Source organism: Escherichia sp. E10V10 (assembly GCF_004211985.1).
Lineage (GTDB): Bacteria > Pseudomonadota > Gammaproteobacteria > Enterobacterales > Enterobacteriaceae > Escherichia.
Genome location: NZ_RHJO01000002.1, coordinates 82,887 through 104,535, shown reverse-complemented (window position 1 = coordinate 104,535; position 21,649 = coordinate 82,887). Strand labels below are relative to the sequence as shown.

General features: G+C 52.4%; 16 protein-coding genes. 9 read left to right on the top strand and 7 right to left on the bottom strand.

Annotated features, from left to right (window positions below; genetic code table 11):
* Positions 1 to 3: 3 nt before the first annotated feature.
* On the bottom strand, positions 4 to 444 hold the full coding sequence (ppdD, locus tag D9736_RS04975) for a prepilin peptidase-dependent pilin (protein ID WP_130204940.1): 441 nt from the start codon (positions 442 to 444) through the stop codon (positions 4 to 6).
* 202 nt (positions 445 to 646) lie between these two features.
* Positions 647 to 1,540: a carboxylating nicotinate-nucleotide diphosphorylase gene (gene nadC, locus D9736_RS04970; protein ID WP_130204942.1), complete on the bottom strand. Its 894-nt coding sequence runs from the start codon at positions 1,538 to 1,540 to the stop codon at positions 647 to 649.
* 87 nt (positions 1,541 to 1,627) lie between these two features.
* On the opposite strand from nadC, the gene ampD reads away from it, so the two are divergent.
* The gene (ampD, locus tag D9736_RS04965; protein WP_130257844.1) at positions 1,628 to 2,179 is read left to right on the top strand and encodes a 1,6-anhydro-N-acetylmuramyl-L-alanine amidase AmpD; all 552 of its coding nucleotides are present in this window, start codon (positions 1,628 to 1,630) and stop codon (positions 2,177 to 2,179) included.
* Positions 2,176 to 3,030: a beta-lactamase regulator AmpE gene (gene ampE / locus D9736_RS04960; RefSeq protein WP_130257843.1), complete on the top strand. Its 855-nt coding sequence runs from the start codon at positions 2,176 to 2,178 to the stop codon at positions 3,028 to 3,030. The genes ampD and ampE overlap by 4 nt, the downstream gene beginning before the upstream one ends.
* A gap of 42 nt (positions 3,031 to 3,072) precedes the next feature.
* On the opposite strand, the gene aroP is transcribed toward ampE, so the two are convergent.
* Positions 3,073 to 4,446 (bottom strand): aromatic amino acid transporter AroP, encoded by a 1,374-nt coding sequence (aroP, locus tag D9736_RS04955; RefSeq protein ID WP_165383142.1) that lies wholly within the window; start codon positions 4,444 to 4,446, stop codon positions 3,073 to 3,075.
* Between the two features lie 540 nt (positions 4,447 to 4,986).
* Between aroP and pdhR the strand changes: the two genes are divergently transcribed.
* The 4 genes from pdhR (at position 4,987) to lpdA (ending at position 12,114) form a co-directional block, all read left to right on the top strand.
* Positions 4,987 to 5,751 carry a pyruvate dehydrogenase complex transcriptional repressor PdhR gene (gene pdhR / locus D9736_RS04950; RefSeq protein WP_000331776.1) on the top strand — a complete coding sequence of 255 codons (765 nt, stop codon included), beginning with the start codon at positions 4,987 to 4,989 and terminating at the stop codon, positions 5,749 to 5,751.
* A 160-nt stretch (positions 5,752 to 5,911) separates the two neighbouring features.
* Positions 5,912 to 8,575, top strand: a complete 2,664-nt coding sequence (aceE, locus tag D9736_RS04945; RefSeq protein WP_000003820.1) for a pyruvate dehydrogenase (acetyl-transferring), homodimeric type — start codon at positions 5,912 to 5,914, stop codon at positions 8,573 to 8,575.
* A 14-nt stretch (positions 8,576 to 8,589) separates the two neighbouring features.
* A complete protein-coding gene (gene aceF / locus D9736_RS04940; protein ID WP_130257842.1) occupies positions 8,590 to 10,482 on the top strand; it encodes a pyruvate dehydrogenase complex dihydrolipoyllysine-residue acetyltransferase in 1,893 nt (630 codons plus the stop codon).
* A gap of 207 nt (positions 10,483 to 10,689) precedes the next feature.
* Complete coding sequence (gene lpdA / locus D9736_RS04935; protein ID WP_130205068.1) at positions 10,690 to 12,114, top strand: dihydrolipoyl dehydrogenase; 1,425 nt, start codon at positions 10,690 to 10,692, stop codon at positions 12,112 to 12,114.
* 242 nt (positions 12,115 to 12,356) lie between these two features.
* Here lpdA and D9736_RS04930 read toward each other — a convergent pair whose 3' ends face one another.
* Positions 12,357 to 14,210, bottom strand: coding sequence for a DUF3300 domain-containing protein (locus tag D9736_RS04930; protein ID WP_130257841.1), 1,854 nt, complete (start codon positions 14,208 to 14,210; stop codon positions 12,357 to 12,359).
* 354 nt (positions 14,211 to 14,564) lie between these two features.
* Here D9736_RS04930 and acnB point away from each other — a divergent pair, with 354 nt between their 5' ends.
* Complete coding sequence (gene acnB / locus D9736_RS04925) at positions 14,565 to 17,162, top strand: bifunctional aconitate hydratase 2/2-methylisocitrate dehydratase (RefSeq protein ID WP_130204951.1); 2,598 nt, start codon at positions 14,565 to 14,567, stop codon at positions 17,160 to 17,162.
* Between the two features lie 175 nt (positions 17,163 to 17,337).
* On the top strand, positions 17,338 to 17,700 hold the full coding sequence (gene yacL / locus D9736_RS04920; RefSeq protein ID WP_000384304.1) for a protein YacL: 363 nt from the start codon (positions 17,338 to 17,340) through the stop codon (positions 17,698 to 17,700).
* Between the two features lie 37 nt (positions 17,701 to 17,737).
* Here the strand turns inward: yacL and speD are convergent, their stop codons facing one another.
* The 3 genes from speD to D9736_RS04905 all read right to left on the bottom strand — a co-directional run bounded on the left by speD (position 17,738) and on the right by D9736_RS04905 (position 19,866).
* On the bottom strand, positions 17,738 to 18,532 hold the full coding sequence (gene speD, locus D9736_RS04915) for an adenosylmethionine decarboxylase (protein ID WP_130217384.1): 795 nt from the start codon (positions 18,530 to 18,532) through the stop codon (positions 17,738 to 17,740).
* A 15-nt stretch (positions 18,533 to 18,547) separates the two neighbouring features.
* Positions 18,548 to 19,414 (bottom strand): polyamine aminopropyltransferase, encoded by an 867-nt coding sequence (speE, locus tag D9736_RS04910; RefSeq protein ID WP_130257840.1) that lies wholly within the window; start codon positions 19,412 to 19,414, stop codon positions 18,548 to 18,550.
* A 104-nt stretch (positions 19,415 to 19,518) separates the two neighbouring features.
* Complete coding sequence (locus D9736_RS04905; RefSeq protein ID WP_000846617.1) at positions 19,519 to 19,866, bottom strand: YacC family pilotin-like protein; 348 nt, start codon at positions 19,864 to 19,866, stop codon at positions 19,519 to 19,521.
* A gap of 164 nt (positions 19,867 to 20,030) precedes the next feature.
* On the opposite strand from D9736_RS04905, the gene cueO reads away from it, so the two are divergent.
* Positions 20,031 to 21,581: a multicopper oxidase CueO gene (gene cueO, locus D9736_RS04900; RefSeq protein WP_130257839.1), complete on the top strand. Its 1,551-nt coding sequence runs from the start codon at positions 20,031 to 20,033 to the stop codon at positions 21,579 to 21,581.
* Positions 21,582 to 21,649 lie beyond the last annotated feature (68 nt).

The window sequence follows — 21,649 nt, the reverse complement described above, 5'->3', positions numbered from 1 at the left end:
TCCTTAGTTGGCGTCATCAAAGCGGAAGACATCTTCGCAGGCTTGCTGCAATGCGCTGTCACTTTGAATATTGCAGTTGCGCGTCCAGCCGGTGACACCGTTAGCGTTATCCCAACCGGGTGTCATAACGATGCTTAGCCCATTGAGACTCTCTTGCCCGGTCAGTGACACCACGCCCTTTGCCACACTCATGGCTGAAACATAGCGGGTGGTGGTAGGCGAGGGGATGCCATTGCTGCCGCCGTCGCAAGTGTCCAGTCCGCCATGTTCCAGCGCGCACAATTCTACGGCGGTACGGTAAGGCACAAAGGTTTGTAGCATGTCGGTAAGTGCGGCTTTGCGCAGGTAGTTTTGATAAGCGGGAATACCAATGGCGCTTAAAATGGCAATGATGCCAATAACCACCATCAGTTCGATAAGTGTAAAACCGCGTTGCTTGTCCATCTGTTTCGCTCCTTGATTTGGTTGGCGCTACTTTGGCAAACGCCATCAGCACAGGCGAGGGGCAAAAAACGAAACGGGAAGGCGGCTTCCGAGGTTTTTTATTACGTTGCAGCGAAAGACAAGAAATTTGCGAGGCGCTACGAAGAAAGTTGGGGAAGGGGAGATTATCCGCCCGCGATGGAGCGGATAAATCTGTCAGCAATTAGCGAAAACGCATTGAAAGGTCGAGTGCCTGTACGTGTTTAGTTAGCGCACCGACGGAGATAAAGTCCACGCCCGTTTCAGCAAACTCGCGCAGCGTTTTGTCGGTGACGTTGCCAGACACTTCCAGCAGCGCCTTGCCGTTGGTGCGTTTAACGGCTTTGCGCATCTGTTCTGTGTCGAAGTTATCCAGCATGATGATATCGGCACCTGCTTTCAGTGCTTCATCAAGTTCTTCCAGATTCTCGACTTCAACTTCTACTGGCGCATCCGGGTGCAGCCAGGACGCTTTTTCGACCGCCTGGCGCACTGAGCCGGAGGCAATAATATGGTTTTCTTTGATCAGGAAGGCGTCAGAAAGCCCCAGACGATGGTTAGCCCCGCCGCCGCAAAGTACCGCGTATTTCAGGGCAGAACGCAGGCCGGGTAAGGTTTTTCGCGTATCCAGCAACTGCGTATCGGTGCCTTCCAGCAACTCAACATAGTGGCGAACCTTACTGGCTACGCCAGAAAGAGTTTGTACAAAATTAAGCGCAGTACGTTCGCCGGTTAACAGCACGCGAGATGGGCCTTCGAGTTCGAAAAGGAGTTGATTGGCGTTAATGACATCACCGTCATCCACATGCCAGGTAATGGTGACATCGTCGCCTGCCAGTTGAATAAACACTTCTTCAACCCAGCGTTTACCACAAAATACGCCCTCTTCGCGGGTGATCACCGTGGCATGAGAGCGTGAATTTTCCGGTAAAAGTTTTGCCGTAATGTCGTTGTTGGCATCGACTGTTCCGCCTAAATCTTCTCGCAGCGCCTGGGCCACCGCGCCGGGGATATCGAGATTAATGCGTTCCAGCAGCTCGTCACGTCGGGTGTCAGGGTTATAGCGGCGAGGCGGCATGTTAAAACTCCAGATAGCTAACGAATCATAAGGTAGAAACATGCTACTCTGAACCGGGTATTAGCACCACATATAAGGAGATCCTGCATGTTGTTAGAACAGGGGTGGCTGGTCGGCGCGCGCCGCGTTCCCTCACCACATTACGATTGTCGCCCGGATGACGAAACTCCCACCTTGCTGGTGGTGCACAATATTAGCCTGCCGCCAGGCGAGTTTGGCGGTCCGTGGATTGATGCATTATTCACCGGAACTATTGATCCGCAGGCACATCCCTTCTTTGCAGAGATTGCCCATTTGCGCGTCTCCGCTCACTGTTTGATTCGCCGTGATGGTGAAATTGTCCAGTATGTTCCTTTCGATAAACGCGCCTGGCATGCGGGTGTTTCCATGTATCAGGGGCGCGAACGCTGTAATGATTTCTCCATTGGGATTGAGCTGGAAGGCACTGATACGCTGGCGTATACCGATGCGCAGTATCAACAGCTTACGGCGGTTACGCGGGCATTGATTCATCGCTATCCAGCCATTGCCAGTAATATGACGGGACATTGTGATATTGCGCCGGATCGGAAAACCGATCCCGGCCCTGCCTTTGATTGGGCACGGTTTCGCGCCCTGGTCAGCAAGGAGACAACATGACGCTGTTTACAACCTTACTGGTGTTAATTTTCGAGCGCCTGTTTAAGTTGGGCGAGCACTGGCAGCTTGATCACCGCCTCGAGGCGTTTTTCCGTCGGGTGAAACATTTCTCGCTGGGGCGCACATTAGGAATGGCCATTATCGCGATGGGGGCGACCTTTTTACTGTTGCGCGCGTTGCATGGACTATTGTTCAACGTCCCGACGCTGGTGGTGTGGCTGTTGATTGGTTTGTTGTGTATTGGCGCAGGAAAAGTTCGTCTCCATTATCATGCTTATCTGACCGCAGCTTCTCGTAACGACAGCCATGCCCGTTCCACGATGGCTGGCGAGTTAACCATGATTCATGGCGTCCCCGCAGGCTGCGATGAGCGTGAGTTTTTGCGTGAACTGCAAAATGCCCTGCTGTGGATTAACTTTCGTTTTTACCTTGCGCCACTGTTCTGGCTAATTGTAGGCGGTATCTGGGGACCCGTTACCCTGATGGGCTATGCATTCTTGCGCGCATGGCAATACTGGCTGGCGCGCTACCAGACGCCGCATCATCGTTTACAGTCGGGGGTTGATGCCGTGCTTCATGTACTGGATTGGGTGCCAGTTCGCCTTGCGGGCGTAGTTTATGCCTTGATTGGTCACGGTGAGAAAGCGTTACCAGCCTGGTTTGCTTCACTGACCGATTTCCATACATCGCAATACCAGGTGTTAACGCGTCTGGCACAGTTCTCACTGGCGCGTGAACCGCATGTCGATAAGGTTGAGACACCGAAAGCAGCGGTTTCAATGGCGAAGAAAACCTCGTTCGTGGTTGTGGTGGTGATTGCGCTACTGACGATTTACGGGACATTGGTGTAAATATTGCCGCCCTCACCCAGAACGGGTGAGGGCGTAGAGAGATTAATGTGCTTTTACGGCTTTTGCGGTTTTCTCTTTGAACAGATAACCGATACCTAACACAACCAGCCATACCGGGATCAGGTAAACCGAGATCGCCATTCCCGGCGTCATCAGCATTATCACCAGTACCGCCGCCATAAACAGCAGACAGATCCAGTTACCCAGCGGATAGAGCAGGGCAGGGAAACGAGTTGCCACACCTTGTTCTTGCTTAGCGCGACGGAACTTCATATGTGCCAGGCTAATCATCGCCCAGTTAATAACCAGTGCAGAAACCACCAGCGCCATTAACAGTCCGAAAGCGGACTCTGGGGCAAGGTAGTTAATCAGTACGCACAATGCCGTAACCAGCGCAGATACCAGAATGGTATTTACTGGTACGCCGCGTTTATCGACGGAAGCGAGCATTTTCGGTGCGTTACCCTGTTGTGCCAGACCGAACAGCATACGGCTGTTGCAATATACGCAGCTGTTGTACACGGAGAGCGCAGCCGTCAGTACCACGATGTTCAGCGCATTTGCCACAAAGGTATCGCCTAACTCGTGGAAGATCAGCACAAACGGGCTGGTGTCAGCGGTAACCCGTGTCCACGGCATCAGTGAGAGCAGAACGGCTAACGAACCAATGTAGAAAATCAGGATGCGGTAGATAACCTGATTAGTTGCTTTCGGGATGCTTTGCTCCGGGTTATCAGCTTCTGCAGCGGTGATCCCCACCAGTTCCAGACCACCGAACGAGAACATGATAATCGCCATCATCATCACCAGCCCGGTGAAGCCGTGCGGCAGGAAGCCACCTTGAGCCCACAGGTTGCTAACAGTCGCCTGCGGGCCGCCGTTGCCGCTGAATAGCAGCCAGCCGCCGAAGATGATCATCGCTACCACCGCGATCACTTTGATAATGGCAAACCAGAACTCCATCTCACCAAACACTTTAACGTTAGTCAGGTTGATGGCGTTAATCACCACAAAGAATACGGCGGCAGAAGCCCAGGTGGGGATTTCCGGATACCAGAACTGAATGTATTTGCCGACAGCCGTAAGTTCTGCCATGGCAACTAAAACGTACAGTACCCAATAGTTCCAGCCAGAAGCGAATCCGGCAAAGCTGCCCCAGTATTTATAAGCAAAGTGGCTGAAGGAGCCTGCGACAGGTTCTTCGACCACCATTTCACCTAGCTGACGCATGATCAGAAAGGCGATAAAACCAGCAATGGCATAACCCAGGATAATCCCTGGTCCTGCGGACTGAATTACGGAGGCGCTACCCAGGAATAGTCCTGTCCCTATCGCGCCACCCAGCGCGATAAGCTGAATATGGCGGTTTTTAAGGCCGCGCTTTAGCTGCTCGCCGTGCTGTTGACCTTCCATCATGAAACCTCGTGCGGTGATTGTTTTTTTGATCTACGCAATGATGCGTGTGTAAGTTTGCAATTCCGTTTGTTGTATTAATTTGTTTACATCAAAGACGTTTGAATTGTTACAAAAAGACTTCCGTCAGATCAAGAATAATGGTATGCGGCAGCGAATGCACCCGCTTTATGCATGGTTGAAGATGAGTTGCTTAAAAAGGAACCGTTTGTAAAGATCAGCCTCAAATCCGCTCAATATATAAAATGAATATAAATTCATTATTTTTGAATTAAAAACCGATAAATTGGTAAGTGAATCGGTTCAACTCGGATTTTTATAGTTTAATAATCGTTAAAAAATCCCTTTCTTACGTAAAGCCTACATTTGTGCATAGTTACAACTTTGAAACGTTATATATGTCAAGTTGTTAAAATGTGCACAGTTTCATGATTTCAATCAAAACCTGTATGGACATAAGGTGAATACTTTGTTACTTTAGCGTCACAGACATGAAATTGGTAAGACCAATTGACTTCGGCAAGTGGCTTAAGACAGGAACTCATGGCCTACAGCAAAATCCGCCAACCAAAACTCTCCGATGTGATTGAGCAGCAACTGGAGTTTTTGATCCTCGAAGGCACTCTCCGCCCGGGCGAAAAACTCCCACCGGAACGCGAACTGGCAAAACAGTTCGATGTATCCCGTCCCTCATTGCGTGAGGCGATTCAACGTCTCGAAGCGAAGGGCTTGTTGCTTCGTCGCCAGGGTGGCGGCACGTTTGTTCAGAGCAGCCTCTGGCAAAGCTTCAGCGATCCGCTGGTGGAGCTGCTCTCCGACCATCCTGAATCACAGTATGACTTGCTCGAAACACGACACGCCCTGGAAGGTATCGCCGCTTATTACGCCGCGCTGCGTAGTACCGATGAAGACAAGGAACGCATCCGTGAACTCCACCACGCCATAGAACTGGCGCAGCAGTCTGGCGATCTGGACGCGGAATCAAACGCCGTACTCCAGTATCAGATTGCCGTCACCGAAGCGGCCCACAATGTGGTTTTGCTTCATCTGCTAAGGTGTATGGAGCCGATGTTGGCCCAGAATGTCCGTCAGAACTTCGAATTGCTCTATTCGCGTCGCGAGATGCTGCCGCTGGTGAGTAGTCACCGCACCCGCATATTCGAAGCGATTATGGCCGGTAAGCCGGAGGAAGCGCGCGAAGCATCGCATCGCCATCTGGCCTTTATCGAAGAAATTTTGCTCGACAGAAGCCGTGAAGAGAGTCGCCGTGAGCGTTCTCTGCGCCGTCTGGAGCAACGAAAGAATTAGTGATTTTTCTGGTAAAAATTATCCAGAAGATGTTGTAAATCAAGCGCATATAAAAGCGCGGCAACTAAACGTAGAACCTGTCTTATTGAGCTTTCCGGCGAGAGTTCAATGGGACAGGTTCCAGAAAACTCAACGTTATTAGATAGATAAGGAATAACCCATGTCAGAACGTTTCCCAAATGACGTGGATCCGATCGAAACTCGCGACTGGCTCCAGGCGATCGAATCGGTCATCCGTGAAGAAGGTGTTGAGCGTGCTCAGTATCTGATCGACCAACTGCTTGCTGAAGCCCGCAAAGGCGGTGTCAACGTAGCCGCAGGCACCGGTATCAGCAACTACATCAACACCATCCCCGTTGAAGAACAACCGGAGTATCCGGGTAATCTGGAACTGGAACGCCGTATTCGTTCAGCTATCCGCTGGAACGCCATCATGACGGTTCTGCGTGCGTCGAAAAAAGACCTCGAACTGGGCGGCCACATGGCGTCCTTCCAGTCTTCCGCAACCATTTATGATGTGTGCTTTAACCACTTCTTCCGTGCACGTAACGAGCAGGATGGCGGCGACCTGGTTTACTTCCAGGGCCACATCTCCCCGGGCGTGTACGCACGTGCTTTCCTGGAAGGTCGTCTGACTCAGGAGCAGCTGGATAACTTCCGTCAGGAAGTTCACGGCAATGGCCTCTCTTCCTATCCGCACCCGAAACTGATGCCGGAATTCTGGCAGTTCCCGACCGTATCTATGGGTCTGGGTCCGATTGGTGCTATTTACCAGGCTAAATTCCTGAAATATCTGGAACACCGTGGCCTGAAAGATACCTCTAAACAAACCGTTTACGCGTTCCTCGGCGACGGTGAAATGGACGAACCGGAATCCAAAGGTGCGATCACCATCGCTACCCGTGAAAAACTGGATAACCTGGTCTTCGTTATCAACTGTAACCTGCAGCGTCTTGACGGCCCGGTCACCGGTAACGGCAAGATCATCAACGAACTGGAAGGCATCTTCGAAGGTGCTGGCTGGAACGTGATTAAAGTCATGTGGGGTAGCCGTTGGGATGAACTGCTGCGTAAAGATACCAGCGGTAAACTGATCCAGCTGATGAACGAAACCGTTGACGGCGACTACCAGACCTTCAAATCGAAAGATGGTGCGTACGTTCGTGAACACTTCTTCGGTAAATATCCTGAAACCGCAGCACTGGTTGCAGACTGGACTGACGAGCAGATCTGGGCGCTGAACCGTGGTGGTCACGATCCGAAGAAAATCTACGCTGCATTCAAGAAAGCGCAGGAAACCAAAGGCAAAGCGACAGTAATCCTTGCTCATACCATTAAAGGTTACGGCATGGGCGACGCGGCTGAAGGTAAAAACATCGCGCACCAGGTTAAGAAAATGAACATGGACGGCGTGCGTCACATCCGCGACCGTTTCAATGTGCCGGTGTCTGATGCAGATATCGAAAAACTGCCGTACATCACCTTCCCGGAAGGTTCTGAAGAGCATACCTATCTGCACGCTCAGCGTCAGAAACTGCACGGTTATCTGCCAAGCCGTCAGCCGAACTTCACCGAGAAGCTTGAGCTGCCGAGCCTGCAAGACTTCGGTGCGCTGCTGGAAGAGCAGAGCAAAGAGATCTCTACCACTATCGCTTTCGTTCGTGCCCTGAACGTGATGCTGAAGAACAAGTCGATCAAAGATCGTCTGGTACCGATCATCGCCGACGAAGCGCGTACTTTCGGTATGGAAGGTCTGTTCCGTCAGATTGGTATTTACAGCCCGAACGGTCAGCAGTACACCCCGCAGGACCGCGAGCAGGTTGCTTACTATAAAGAAGACGAGAAAGGTCAGATTCTGCAGGAAGGGATCAACGAGCTGGGCGCAGGTTGTTCCTGGCTGGCAGCGGCGACCTCTTACAGCACCAACAATCTGCCGATGATTCCGTTCTACATCTATTACTCGATGTTCGGCTTCCAGCGTATCGGCGATCTGTGCTGGGCAGCTGGCGACCAGCAAGCGCGTGGCTTCCTGATCGGCGGTACTTCCGGTCGTACCACCCTGAACGGTGAAGGTCTGCAGCACGAAGATGGTCACAGCCATATTCAGTCGCTGACTATCCCGAACTGTATCTCTTACGACCCGGCTTACGCTTACGAAGTTGCTGTCATCATGCATGACGGTCTGGAGCGTATGTACGGTGAAAAACAAGAGAACGTTTACTACTACATCACTACGCTGAACGAAAACTACCACATGCCGGCAATGCCGGAAGGTGCTGAGGAAGGTATCCGTAAAGGTATCTACAAACTCGAAACCATTGAAGGTAGCAAAGGTAAAGTTCAGCTGCTGGGCTCCGGTTCTATCCTGCGTCACGTCCGTGAAGCGGCAGAGATCCTGGCGAAAGATTACGGCGTAGGTTCTGACGTTTATAGCGTGACCTCCTTCACCGAGCTGGCGCGTGATGGTCAGGATTGTGAACGCTGGAACATGCTGCACCCGCTGGAAACTCCGCGCGTTCCATACATCGCTCAGGTGATGAACGACGCTCCGGCAGTGGCATCTACCGACTATATGAAACTGTTCGCTGAGCAGGTCCGTACTTACGTACCGGCTGACGACTACCGCGTACTGGGTACTGATGGCTTCGGTCGTTCCGACAGCCGTGAGAACCTGCGTCACCACTTCGAAGTTGATGCTTCCTACGTGGTTGTAGCGGCGCTGGGCGAACTGGCTAAACGTGGCGAAATCGATAAGAAAGTGGTTGCTGACGCAATCGCCAAATTCAACATCGATGCAGATAAAGTTAACCCGCGTCTGGCGTAAGAGGTAAAAGAATAATGGCTATCGAAATCAAAGTACCGGACATCGGGGCTGATGAAGTTGAAATCACCGAGATCCTGGTCAAAGTGGGCGACAAAGTTGAAGCCGAACAGTCGCTGATCACCGTAGAAGGCGACAAAGCCTCTATGGAAGTTCCGTCTCCGCAGGCGGGTATCGTTAAAGAGATCAAAGTCTCTGTTGGCGATAAAACCCAGACCGGCGCACTGATTATGATTTTCGATTCCGCCGACGGTGCAGCAGACGCTGCACCTGCTCAGGCAGAAGAGAAGAAAGAAGCAGCTCCGGCAGCAGTACCCGCGGCTGCGGCAGCAAAAGACGTTAACGTTCCGGATATCGGCAGCGACGAAGTCGAAGTGACCGAAATCCTGGTGAAAGTGGGCGACAAAGTTGAAGCTGAGCAGTCGCTGATCACCGTAGAAGGCGATAAAGCCTCTATGGAAGTTCCGGCTCCGTTTGCTGGCACCGTGAAAGAGATCAAAGTGAACGTGGGTGACAAAGTGTCTACCGGCTCGCTGATTATGGTCTTCGAAGTCGCGGGTGAAGCAGGCGCGGCAGCTCCGGCAGCTAAACAGGAAGCGGCTCCGGCAGCGGCCCCTGCACCAGCGGCTGGCGTGAAAGAAGTTAACGTTCCGGATATCGGCGGTGACGTAGTTGAAGTGACTGAAGTGATGGTGAAAGTGGGCGACAAAGTTGCCGCTGAACAGTCACTGATCACCGTAGAAGGTGACAAAGCTTCTATGGAAGTTCCGGCTCCGTTTGCTGGTGTCGTGAAGGAACTGAAAGTCAACGTTGGCGATAAAGTGAAAACTGGCTCGCTGATTATGATCTTCGAAGTTGAAGGCGCAGCGCCTGCGGCAGCTCCTGCGAAACAGGAAGCGGCAGCGCCGGCTCCGGCAGCAAAAGCTGAAGCCCCGGCAGCGGCACCGGCTGCGAAAGCGGAAGGTAAATCTGAATTTGCTGAAAATGACGCTTACGTTCACGCGACTCCGCTGATCCGCCGTCTGGCACGCGAATTTGGCGTTAACCTGGCGAAAGTGAAGGGCACTGGCCGTAAAGGTCGTATCCTGCGCGAAGACGTTCAGGCTTACGTGAAAGAAGCTATCAAACGTGCAGAAGCGGCTCCGGCGGCGACTGGCGGCGGTATCCCAGGCATGCTGCCGTGGCCGAAGGTGGACTTCAGCAAGTTTGGTGAAATCGAAGAAGTGGAACTGGGCCGCATTCAGAAAATCTCTGGTGCTAACCTGAGCCGTAACTGGGTGATGATCCCGCACGTTACCCACTTCGACAAAACTGATATCACCGAGCTGGAAGCGTTCCGTAAACAGCAGAACGAAGAAGCGGCGAAACGTAAGCTGGATGTGAAGATAACCCCAGTTGTCTTCATCATGAAAGCCGTTGCTGCGGCGCTTGAGCAGATGCCTCGCTTCAACAGTTCGCTGTCGGAAGACGGTCAGCGTCTGACCCTGAAGAAATACATCAACATCGGTGTGGCGGTGGATACCCCGAACGGTCTGGTTGTTCCGGTATTCAAAGACGTCAACAAGAAAGGCATCATCGAGCTGTCTCGCGAGCTGATGACTATTTCTAAGAAAGCGCGTGACGGTAAGCTGACTGCGGGCGAAATGCAGGGCGGTTGCTTCACCATCTCCAGCATCGGCGGCCTGGGTACTACCCACTTCGCGCCGATTGTGAACGCGCCGGAAGTGGCTATCCTCGGCGTTTCCAAGTCCGCGATGGAGCCGGTGTGGAATGGTAAAGAGTTCGTGCCGCGTCTGATGCTGCCGATTTCTCTTTCCTTCGACCACCGTGTGATCGACGGTGCTGATGGTGCCCGTTTCATTACCATCATTAACAACACGCTGTCTGATATTCGCCGTCTGGTGATGTAAATAAAAGAGCCGGCCCAACGGCCGGCTTTTTTCTGGTAATCTCATGAATGTATTGAGATTATTAGCGAATAGACAAATCGGTTGCCGTTTGTTGTTTAAAAATTGTTAACAATTTTGTAAAATACCGACGGATAGAACGACCCGGTGGATAATGGGCGTCATAAAAAAAACGTCAGACCCGCCGGAGATAAATATATAGAGGTCATGATGAGTACTGAAATCAAAACTCAGGTCGTGGTACTTGGGGCAGGCCCCGCAGGTTACTCCGCTGCCTTCCGTTGCGCTGATTTAGGTCTGGAAACCGTAATCGTAGAACGTTACAACACCCTTGGCGGTGTTTGCCTGAACGTCGGCTGTATCCCTTCTAAAGCACTGCTGCACGTAGCAAAAGTTATCGAAGAAGCCAAAGCGCTGGCTGAACACGGTATCGTCTTCGGCGAACCGAAAACCGATATCGACAAGATTCGTACCTGGAAAGAGAAAGTGATCAATCAGCTGACCGGTGGTCTGGCTGGTATGGCGAAAGGCCGCAAAGTCAAAGTGGTCAACGGTCTGGGTAAATTCACCGGGGCTAACACCCTGGAAGTTGAAGGTGAGAACGGTAAAACCGTGATCAACTTCGACAACGCGATCATTGCAGCGGGTTCTCGCCCGATTCAACTGCCGTTTATTCCGCATGAAGATCCGCGTATCTGGGACTCCACTGACGCGCTGGAACTGAAAGAAGTACCAGAACGCCTGCTGGTAATGGGCGGCGGTATCATCGGTCTGGAAATGGGTACCGTATACCACGCGCTGGGTTCACAGATTGACGTGGTTGAAATGTTCGACCAGGTTATCCCGGCGGCGGACAAAGACATCGTTAAAGTCTTCACCAAGCGTATCAGCAAGAAATTCAACCTGATGCTGGAAACCAAAGTTACCGCCGTTGAAGCGAAAGAAGACGGTATTTATGTGACGATGGAAGGCAAAAAAGCACCCGCTGAACCGCAGCGTTACGACGCCGTGCTGGTAGCGATTGGTCGTGTGCCGAACGGTAAAAACCTCGACGCAGGTAAAGCTGGCGTGGAAGTTGACGACCGTGGTTTCATCCGCGTTGACAAACAGCTGCGCACTAACGTGCCGCACATCTTTGCTATCGGCGATATCGTCGGTCAGCCGATGCTGGCACACAAAGGTGTTCACGAAGGTCACGTTGCCGCTGAAGTTATCGCAGGTCAAAAACACTACTTCGATCCGAAAGTTATCCCGTCCATCGCCTATACCGAACCAGAAGTTGCATGGGTAGGTCTGACTGAGAAAGAAGCGAAAGAGAAAGGCATCAGCTACGAAACTGCCACCTTCCCGTGGGCTGCTTCTGGTCGTGCGATCGCTTCCGACTGCGCAGACGGTATGACCAAGCTGATTTTCGACAAAGAATCTCACCGTGTGATCGGTGGTGCGATTGTCGGTACCAACGGCGGCGAGCTGCTGGGTGAAATCGGTCTGGCGATCGAAATGGGGTGTGACGCTGAAGACATCGCGCTGACCATCCACGCGCACCCGACTCTGCACGAGTCTGTGGGCCTGGCAGCAGAAGTGTTCGAAGGTAGCATCACCGACCTGCCGAACCCGAAAGCGAAGAAGAAGTAATTCTTCTTGTGCCGGAACATCCGGTAAATTAAGAAGCGGCTGACCAGGCCGCTTCAGATTGTTGATAAAGTGCTCGTTGTTGATGCCGGATGCGGCGTGAACGCCTTATTCGACCTACAAAATCATGCAAATTCAATACATTGCAGGAGCCATGTAGGCCCGATAAACTTGCGCATCGGGCAATTCGATGTTTGTCATCAGTCTTAAGCGGCTAACTACGCCGCTTTTTTTATGCCTGCAATTTACCTTTCCAGTCTCCTTGCTCCACGCTCAGACAACCGTTCGCGTACCGCTGACCGTTGCTCATTATTCAATCGGGCAGTATGGTTATTGTCGTTCAGACGTTGCGGGCGGCTCTCCTGAATTTTCTCCCGCGCAACCTGACGCTGCTCAGGCGAGGCAGACTGGATACGCTGACGTGCTGCATCTCTTTGCTGTTGATTCTGCGGGCTAGTCTGCATTTTCTCACGGGCCGCCTGGCGCTGCTCAGGAGAGGCAGACTGGATACGCTGACGCGCTGCCTCTCTTCGCTGCTGGTTCTGCGGGTTAGTCTGCATTTTCTCGCGAGCCGCCTGGCGCTGTTCAGGCGAGGCAGATTGATAACGCTGACGCGCCGCCTCTCTTCGCTGCTGGTTGTGTGAGTTAGTCTGCATTTTCTCGCGGGCCGCCTGGCGCTGCTCAGGTGAGGCAGACTGATAACGCTGACGAGCGGCGTCCTTTTGCTGCTGGGTCAGTGGTTGGTGGCGGCTGAACTCGCGGAAGTCGTCATAATTGCCATAGTGTTCCGCTTCATTAAACCGCTGTGCCGCAGCCTGACGTTGGGTATCTCGTGTAATGACTGGTGCTGCGTGTGTTCGTTGCTGAAACTGGCTTGCTGCCGCCTGGCGCTGGCTGTCGCGCGTTGGGGCAGGTAACTGTGTGGCACTCATGCCGCCTTTAACATCGGTTTGGTGAAACCGTTTTGCCATATCCTGATCATGATAAGGCACACCATCGCGGTAATTCGGATTGTGCCGCCATGCCATATTCTTGTCAGTAAGATGCTCACCAGTAATGCGGTTGAAATTGTTGACGTCGATATTGATGTTGTCGCCGTTGTGTTGCCAGCCATTACCGTCACGATGACCGCCATCGTGGTGATGATAATCATCATCGTCATGATGATGATGGTCATGATCGTCGTCATCCCAGTCTATGCTGCTGAATAGTGCGTACGTGGTAGCAACGCCCATGCTATAGCCGAATCCACGCACAAAGCTGTCAACAAACGGTTCTCCGGCTGGTGGCGGCAGGTAAACCGGCGGGTAAGCGGTATTGGCCCAACTGCCGTAAACCACGGTTGGGTTGTAGTTGGGAATATAAACTACATCCGGATTGGCGGGCTCAATGGTTATTACGGTCGGTGCAGGTTCTGCGACGACGGGGCTGGACGTAGAAACGGTATTTGATTGTGTGACAGGGGCGCTGGCGGGCTGATTTGCCGGTACGACTTTTTTCGTTGTCGTGATGACCTTTTGTTCAGTTGATGACTTCAGTGACCCGGTTTGTTGCGCCAGTTGCCGCAAACGTTGTACCGAGTCCATCACATCCTGCGGCTGTGCCAGAAATGCGTCGCCAAGATTTTGTACCCATTGCGGGGTTTCCCCCATCAACGCCATCAATTGCGGAAAAGCCACCAGCGATTTGACGCTGGCATCCCACGGCTGGTCGGATACTGCCTGAATAGCGGCATCACCTTGCTTGAGCGGGTTGTCGTGCGACCACTGCACGGCCTGGGCGACATTTGCCGGATAGGTCGATGCCATCAGCACCTGCGAAAGCAGGGCGTCGGGATATAGCGCGACGGGCGCGACCCATTGATCGATTTGTGCAGTGCTGAATGCGGATTTAACGACGGCAGGCGTTACGGGGGGCGCGGAAACCGTTGCAGGAAGCGTAACTGCGGTGATGTCAGGCGCAGTCTGTTGTGTCGATTGCGCTTCCACAGGCGCTTCCACTGTGCGGCTTTTTATATATAGCCCGGCAGAGGCGGCACAAAGCCCGGCACTGCAAATTAGCGCCAGCACATGGGGTTTAAACGGCAAAGTCATTTTCATAATTCGGATCTCAAGGAAATCGCAATGGTCGGCGAACTGCCACCCGCAGGTGCTGTGAATCCGAGTATAAAGAGGCGGTAGTTTAAATTTTGACTAATCTTGGGATTCGTTGAGAAAGGTGATTATCATCATGCGAATTAACGAAGTTTTTACGGAGGGAAACAATCTCTAGACCATCCTTAACGATTCAGCCACTTTTTTATGTTGCTTTTTTGTAAACAGATTAACACATCGTCAAAATCCTGCTATTCTGCCCGTTGCGGTACTGGGCATTTACCCTACAAACTGCTGTCTCACAGGAGCGTGAAGAGAATCGCCTGCCGCACTATGACAATGAGAGCGAGGAGAACCGTCGTGCTAGAAGAATACCGTAAGCACGTAGCTGAGCGTGCCGCTGAGGGGATTGCGCCCAAACCCCTGGATGCAAACCAAATGGCCGCGCTTGTAGAGCTGCTGAAAAACCCGCCCGCGGGCGAAGAAGAATTCCTGTTAGATCTGTTAACCAACCGTGTTCCCCCTGGCGTCGATGAAGCCGCCTATGTAAAAGCAGGTTTCCTGGCTGCTGTCGCCAAAGGCGAAGCCAAATCCCCACTGCTGACTCCGGAAAAAGCCATCGAACTGCTGGGCACCATGCAGGGTGGTTACAACATTCATCCGCTGATCGACGCGCTGGATGATGCCAAACTGGCACCGATCGCTGCCAAAGCACTGTCCCACACGCTGCTGATGTTCGATAACTTCTATGACGTAGAAGAGAAAGCCAAAGCAGGCAACAAATACGCGAAGCAGGTAATGCAGTCCTGGGCGGATGCCGAATGGTTCCTGAATCGCCCGGCGCTGGCTGAAAAACTGACCGTTACCGTCTTCAAAGTCACTGGCGAAACCAACACCGATGACCTTTCTCCGGCACCGGATGCGTGGTCACGCCCGGATATCCCATTGCACGCGCTGGCGATGCTGAAAAACGCCCGTGAAGGTATTGAGCCAGATCAGCCAGGCGCTGTTGGTCCGATCAAGCAAATTGAAGCTCTGCAACAGAAAGGTTTCCCGCTGGCGTATGTCGGTGACGTTGTGGGTACGGGTTCTTCGCGTAAATCCGCCACTAACTCCGTCCTGTGGTTTATGGGCGATGATATTCCACATGTGCCGAACAAACGCGGCGGTGGTCTGTGCCTCGGCGGTAAAATTGCACCCATCTTCTTTAACACGATGGAAGACGCGGGTGCACTGCCAATTGAAGTGGACGTCTCTAACCTGAATATGGGCGATGTGATTGACGTTTACCCGTACAAAGGCGAAGTGCGTAACCACGAAACCAACGAGCTGCTGGCGACCTTCGAACTGAAAACCGACGTGCTGATTGATGAAGTGCGTGCTGGTGGTCGTATTCCGCTGATTATCGGGCGTGGCCTGACCACCAAAGCGCGTGAAGCACTTGGTCTGCCGCAGAGCGATGTGTTCCGTCAGGCGAAAGATGTCGCTGAAAGCGACCGTGGCTTCTCGCTGGCGCAGAAAATGGTAGGTCGCGCCTGTGGTGTGAAAGGTATTCGTCCAGGCGCGTACTGTGAACCGAAAATGACTTCTGTAGGTTCTCAGGATACCACTGGCCCGATGACCCGTGATGAACTGAAAGACCTGGCGTGCCTGGGCTTCTCGGCTGACCTGGTGATGCAGTCTTTCTGTCACACAGCGGCGTATCCGAAGCCGGTTGACGTTAACACGCACCACACGCTGCCGGACTTCATTATGAACCGTGGCGGTGTGTCGCTGCGTCCGGGTGACGGCGTCATTCACTCCTGGCTAAACCGTATGCTGCTGCCGGATACCGTCGGTACGGGTGGTGACTCCCATACCCGTTTCCCGATCGGTATCTCTTTCCCGGCGGGTTCTGGTCTGGTGGCGTTTGCTGCTGCAACTGGCGTAATGCCGCTGGATATGCCGGAATCCGTTCTGGTGCGCTTCAAAGGCAAGATGCAGCCGGGCATTACCCTGCGCGATCTGGTACACGCCATTCCGCTGTATGCGATCAAACAAGGTCTGCTGACCGTTGAGAAGAAAGGCAAGAAAAACATCTTCTCTGGCCGCATTCTGGAAATTGAAGGTCTGCCGGATCTGAAAGTTGAGCAGGCATTTGAGCTTACCGATGCGTCCGCCGAGCGTTCTGCCGCTGGTTGTACCATCAAGCTGAACAAAGAGCCGATCATCGAATACCTGAACTCCAACATCGTCCTGCTGAAGTGGATGATCGCGGAAGGTTATGGCGATCGTCGTACTCTCGAACGTCGTATTCAGGGCATGGAAAAATGGCTGGCGAATCCTGAGCTGCTGGAAGCCGATGCAGATGCGGAATACGCGGCAGTGATCGACATCGATCTGGCTGATATCAAAGAGCCAATCCTCTGTGCGCCGAACGATCCGGACGACGCGCGTCCGCTGTCTGCGGTACAGGGCGAGAAAATCGACGAAGTGTTTATCGGTTCTTGCATGACTAACATCGGTCACTTCCGTGCTGCGGGTAAACTGCTGGATGCGCACAAAGGTCAGTTGCCGACCCGCCTGTGGGTGGCACCGCCAACGCGTATGGACGCTGCGCAGTTGACCGAAGAAGGCTATTACAGCGTCTTCGGTAAGAGCGGTGCGCGTATCGAGATCCCGGGCTGTTCCCTGTGTATGGGTAACCAGGCGCGTGTGGCAGACGGTGCGACGGTGGTTTCCACCTCTACCCGTAACTTCCCGAACCGTCTGGGTACTGGTGCGAACGTCTTCCTGGCTTCTGCGGAACTGGCTGCTGTTGCGGCGCTGATTGGCAAACTGCCGACGCCGGAAGAGTACCAGACCTACGTGGCGCAGGTGGATAAAACTGCCGTTGATACTTACCGTTATCTGAACTTCAACCAGCTTTCTCAGTACACCGAAAAAGCGGACGGGGTGATTTTCCAGACAGCGGTTTAATAAGTAAGCGCATGCGCTGCGCATAAACGACACAATGCCCGGTGAATGAGATTCCCGGGCATTTTTTTATCTCTAAACCACCGTCGCTCCGCTGTTTTTCTCCGATAAGGCTGCGATAATTACATCAATGGCGCAATGCGATTTCGGCGCATTGCCGGGAGCAGAGGAACACACTATGGATTACGAATTTCTGCGCGATATTACCGGAGTGGTAAAGGTGCGCATGTCCATGGGGCATGAAGTGGTCGGGCACTGGTTTAATGAAGAGGTGAAAGAAAACCTGGCCTTGCTTGATGAAGTGGAAGACGCCGCGCGCACGCTCAAAGGTAGCGAACGTTCCTGGCAGCGGGCAGGGCATGAGTACACACTATGGATGGATGGCGAAGAGGTGATGGTTCGCGCCAATCAACTGGAATTCGCTGGCGATGAAATGGAAGAGGGGATGAACTACTACGACGAAGAGAGCTTGTCGCTGTGCGGCGTTGAGGATTTTCTTCAGGTGGTGGCGGCTTACCGTAATTTCGTGCAACAGAAGTAAGTCACTCAGGCGGAGCCTCCGTGCTCCGCCTGAGCCGTTAAACGGCTGGCATATTGCGCCCGTAATAAATCTCGCGCATTTCTTTCCACAGCGCAGCGGTAATTTCTTTGCGCTCGCAGTCGGTTAAATCTTCCGGTTTGGTGTGGAACATGTAGTGCTTAAGGTCGAACTCTTTAAGCAACATCTTGGTATGGAAGATATTTTCCTGATAGACGTTCACATCCACCATGTCATACAGCGCCTTCATATCGTCAGACATAAAGTTCTGAATCGAATTAATCTCATGGTCGATAAAGTGCTTCATACCGTTAATGTCGCGGGTAAAACCGCGCACGCGATAATCAATGGTTACGATATCGGACTCAAGCTGGTGGATCAGGTAATTCAGCGCCTTCAGCGGAGAAATCACGCCGCAGGTAGAGACTTCAATATCGGCGCGGAAGGTACATAAACCGCCTTCAGGATGACTTTCCGGGTAGGTATGTACGCAAATATGACTTTTATCGAGATGGGCAACGACCGTTTCTGGCAGTGGGCCGGGGTGTTCTGTTTTGTCGATGAGTTTCGGGTCGATCGGTTCTTCACTCACCAGGATAGTGACGCTGGCACCCTGTGGTTCGTAATCCTGGCGGGCGATGTTAAGAATATTGGCCCCGATAATGGAACAGGTTTCTGACAGGATTTCGGTCAGACGGTTGGCATTATAGAGTTCATCGATATAAGCAATATAACCGTCGCGCTCTTCGGCAGTTTTGGCGTAGCAGATATCGTAAATACAAAAACTCAGACTTTTGGTCAGATTATTAAAGCCATGCAGTTTCAGTTTTTTCAATTTCTTATCTTCTCCTTAGGACGGCTGTGAAGCCAGAGCGTCTTGCAGATACTGAGGTAAGGCAAAAGCTGCCGTATGGACTGCCGGATTGTAATAATGGCATTTCAGGCCAGAGGCGAGAAAACGCGCCTGAATAATTTCGGTTGAGAGATGGCGTAAGGCGTCGTTATCTGTCGCCCATGCAAAGGTCATGATGCCGCCGTAATAGGTCGGGATCGCCGCCTGATAAAAGCCAACGTCGCTGAAGTAATGGCTGAGTTTGCGATGACTGTCGATAGCCTCTTCCTGCTGTAAAAAGCAGACGCCGTTTTGTGCGACGAAGATACCGCCAGGATTCAGGCAGCGTTTGCAGCCTTCATAAAATGCTGAGGTGAACAGGCTTTCGCCGGGACCGATAGGATCGGTGCAGTCGGAGATAATGACATCAAAGGTCTGACTGGTTTGATTCACGAAATTGACGCCATCGTCGATCACCAGCTTAAAGCGCGGATCGTCGTAGCTACCGGCGTTATGGTTGGGCAGATACTGACGGCAGAACGACACGACACCCGCGTCGATTTCCACCATCGTGATTGACTCAACGTTTTTATGTCGGGTTACTTCACGCAGCATGGCACCGTCGCCGCCGCCGATAATCAGCACATGTTTCGCGTGACCGTGGGCCAGTAGCGGAACATGGGTCATCATCTCATGATAGATAAACTCGTCGCGCTCGGTGGTTTGTACGACACCATCCAGCGCCATCACGCGACCAAATGCGGCGTTCTCAAAAATGATCAGATCCTGGTGATCGGTCTTTTCATGATACAGAACGTTATCTACCGCAAAGTACTGCCCAAACTGGTCGTGTAGCGTTTCATGCCACAGTTTATTTTCGGCCATGGGTTGATACCTCCTTTGTTAACACTCGTAAAAAAAGAGCGCAACATAATAGCTAACATTGACCGTGGTTGCACGGTCAATATTTCTACAAAAAGGAGCTGTGATTATTTAACGTAGGCAAGCAGGCTTAAGGAATCGCGGGCCAGGGCTTTGCACTTTTTCGCGACGGGAATGCCGATACCGCTGAGATCGCGGTAGCTGTCTTCACCGAGGGATTTCATGTCGAAGGTGTCGTAGTTGCTGAGATCCCACTGGTTTTGCTGGGCGAAAAAGACCAGTGCGCGACGAATTTGCCCATTAGGTAAGTTCTGGTAACCACAATCGTTCTTCAGAAAAACAAAAACTGCCGTTAAATCGGCCATATCTTCGGCTTCAGACTCGCTGAGCGCGTAACTATTTGCGCAAACGGCCATCAGGCTGCCGAATAACACTGTTCTGAAAAACGTCTTCATTGCTTCTACCAGGACTTAAAGAAGATAAACGTTAGCACACTGTGAGCGAGGCGACGACCATTATTGTCGATTAAATTGTGTCTGCGGCTTGACCTTCCCGTAAGGGGAAGGACTATGCTCAACGTTTGATTTTGTTTCGCCTGCTTGAGAATAAGGAAATAACTATGCAACGCCGTGATTTCTTAAAATATTCCGTCGCGCTGGGCGTGGCTTCGGCTTTGCCGCTGTGGAGTCGAACAGTTTTTGCCGCCGAACGTCCAACACTGCCGATCCCCGAACTCCTCACTTCTGATGTTCGTGGCCGCATAAAATTATCGATAATGCCAGGTCAGTCCACCTTTGCCGGGAAAACGGCGACCACCTGGGGCTATAACGGTAATCTGTTAGGGCCTGCGGTGAAGTTACAGCGTGGCAAAGCGGTAACGGTTGATATCTATAACCAACTGACGGAAGAGACGACGTTGCACTGGCACGGGCTGGAAGTACCGGGTGAAGTGGACGGCGGCCCACAGGGGATTATTCCGCCTGGCGGTCAACGCACGGTGACGCTGAACGTCGATCAACCTGCCGCTACCTGCTGGTTCCATCCGCATCAGCACGGCAAAACTGGGCGTCAGGTGGCGATGGGGCTGGCTGGTCTGGTGGTGATTGAAGATGACGAGATCCTGAAATTAATGCTGCCAAAACAGTGGGGTATCGATGATGTTCCGGTGATCGTTCAGGATAAAAAATTTAACGCCGACGGACAGATTGATTATCAACTGGATGTGATGACCGCCGCCGTGGGCTGGTTTGGTGATACGTTGCTGACCAACGGTGCAATCTACCCGCAACACGCCGCACCGCGCGGCTGGCTGCGCCTGCGTTTACTCAATGGCTGTAACGCCCGCTCGCTCAATTTCGCTACCAGCGACAATCGCCCGCTTTATGTGATTGCCAGCGACGGCGGTCTGCTGCCTGAACCGGTGAAGGTGAACGAGCTGCCAGTGCTGATGGGCGAGCGTTTTGAAGTGCTGGTGGAGGTTAACGACAACAAACCATTTGACCTGGTGACGCTGCCGGTCAGCCAGATGGGGATGGCGATTGCGCCGTTTGACAAGCCGCATCCGGTAATGCGGATTCAGCCGATTGCTATTAGTGCCTCAGGTGCTTTGCCAGATACGTTAAGTAGCCTGCCTGCTTTACCTTCGCTGGAAGGTTTGACGGTACGTAAGCTGCAACTCTCTATGGACCCGATGCTCGATATGATGGGGTTGCAGATGCTGATGGAGAAATATGGCGATCAGGCGATGACCGGGATGGATCACAGCCAGATGATGGGGCATATGGGGCATGGCAATATGAATCATATGAACCACGGCGGGAAGTTCGATTTCCACCATGCCAATAAAATCAACGGTCAGGCGTTTGATATGAACAAGCCGATGTTTGCGGCGGCGAAAGGGCAGTACGAACGTTGGGTTATCTCTGGCGTGGGCGACATGATGCTGCATCCGTTCCATATTCACGGCACGCAGTTCCGTATCTTGTCAGAAAATGGCAAACCGCCAGCGACGCATCGCGCGGGCTGGAAAGATACCGTTAAGGTAGAAGGTAATGTCAGTGAAGTGCTGGTGAAGTTTAATCACGATGCACCGAAAGAACATGCTTATATGGCGCACTGCCATTTGCTGGAGCATGAAGATACGGGGATGATGTTAGGGTTTACGGTATAAAAAGACCGTATTCGGGAATATGCCCGGATCTCTCCGGGCATTAAACTGATGACAAACGCAAATCTGCC

Coding starts and splice junctions, on each gene's coding strand:
- aceE (WP_000003820.1), top strand. CDS start 5,912: ATGTCAGAACGTTTCCCAAATGACGTGGATCCGATCGAAACTCGCGAC.
- D9736_RS04930 (WP_130257841.1), bottom strand. CDS start 14,210: ATGAAAATGACTTTGCCGTTTAAACCCCATGTGCTGGCGCTAATTTGC.
- ampD (WP_130257844.1), top strand. CDS start 1,628: ATGTTGTTAGAACAGGGGTGGCTGGTCGGCGCGCGCCGCGTTCCCTCA.
- nadC (WP_130204942.1), bottom strand. CDS start 1,540: ATGCCGCCTCGCCGCTATAACCCTGACACCCGACGTGACGAGCTGCTG.
- aceF (WP_130257842.1), top strand. CDS start 8,590: ATGGCTATCGAAATCAAAGTACCGGACATCGGGGCTGATGAAGTTGAA.
- lpdA (WP_130205068.1), top strand. CDS start 10,690: ATGAGTACTGAAATCAAAACTCAGGTCGTGGTACTTGGGGCAGGCCCC.
- aroP (WP_165383142.1), bottom strand. CDS start 4,446: ATGATGGAAGGTCAACAGCACGGCGAGCAGCTAAAGCGCGGCCTTAAA.
- ppdD (WP_130204940.1), bottom strand. CDS start 444: ATGGACAAGCAACGCGGTTTTACACTTATCGAACTGATGGTGGTTATT.
- pdhR (WP_000331776.1), top strand. CDS start 4,987: ATGGCCTACAGCAAAATCCGCCAACCAAAACTCTCCGATGTGATTGAG.
- cueO (WP_130257839.1), top strand. CDS start 20,031: ATGCAACGCCGTGATTTCTTAAAATATTCCGTCGCGCTGGGCGTGGCT.
- D9736_RS04905 (WP_000846617.1), bottom strand. CDS start 19,866: ATGAAGACGTTTTTCAGAACAGTGTTATTCGGCAGCCTGATGGCCGTT.
- yacL (WP_000384304.1), top strand. CDS start 17,338: ATGGATTACGAATTTCTGCGCGATATTACCGGAGTGGTAAAGGTGCGC.
- speE (WP_130257840.1), bottom strand. CDS start 19,414: ATGGCCGAAAATAAACTGTGGCATGAAACGCTACACGACCAGTTTGGG.
- ampE (WP_130257843.1), top strand. CDS start 2,176: ATGACGCTGTTTACAACCTTACTGGTGTTAATTTTCGAGCGCCTGTTT.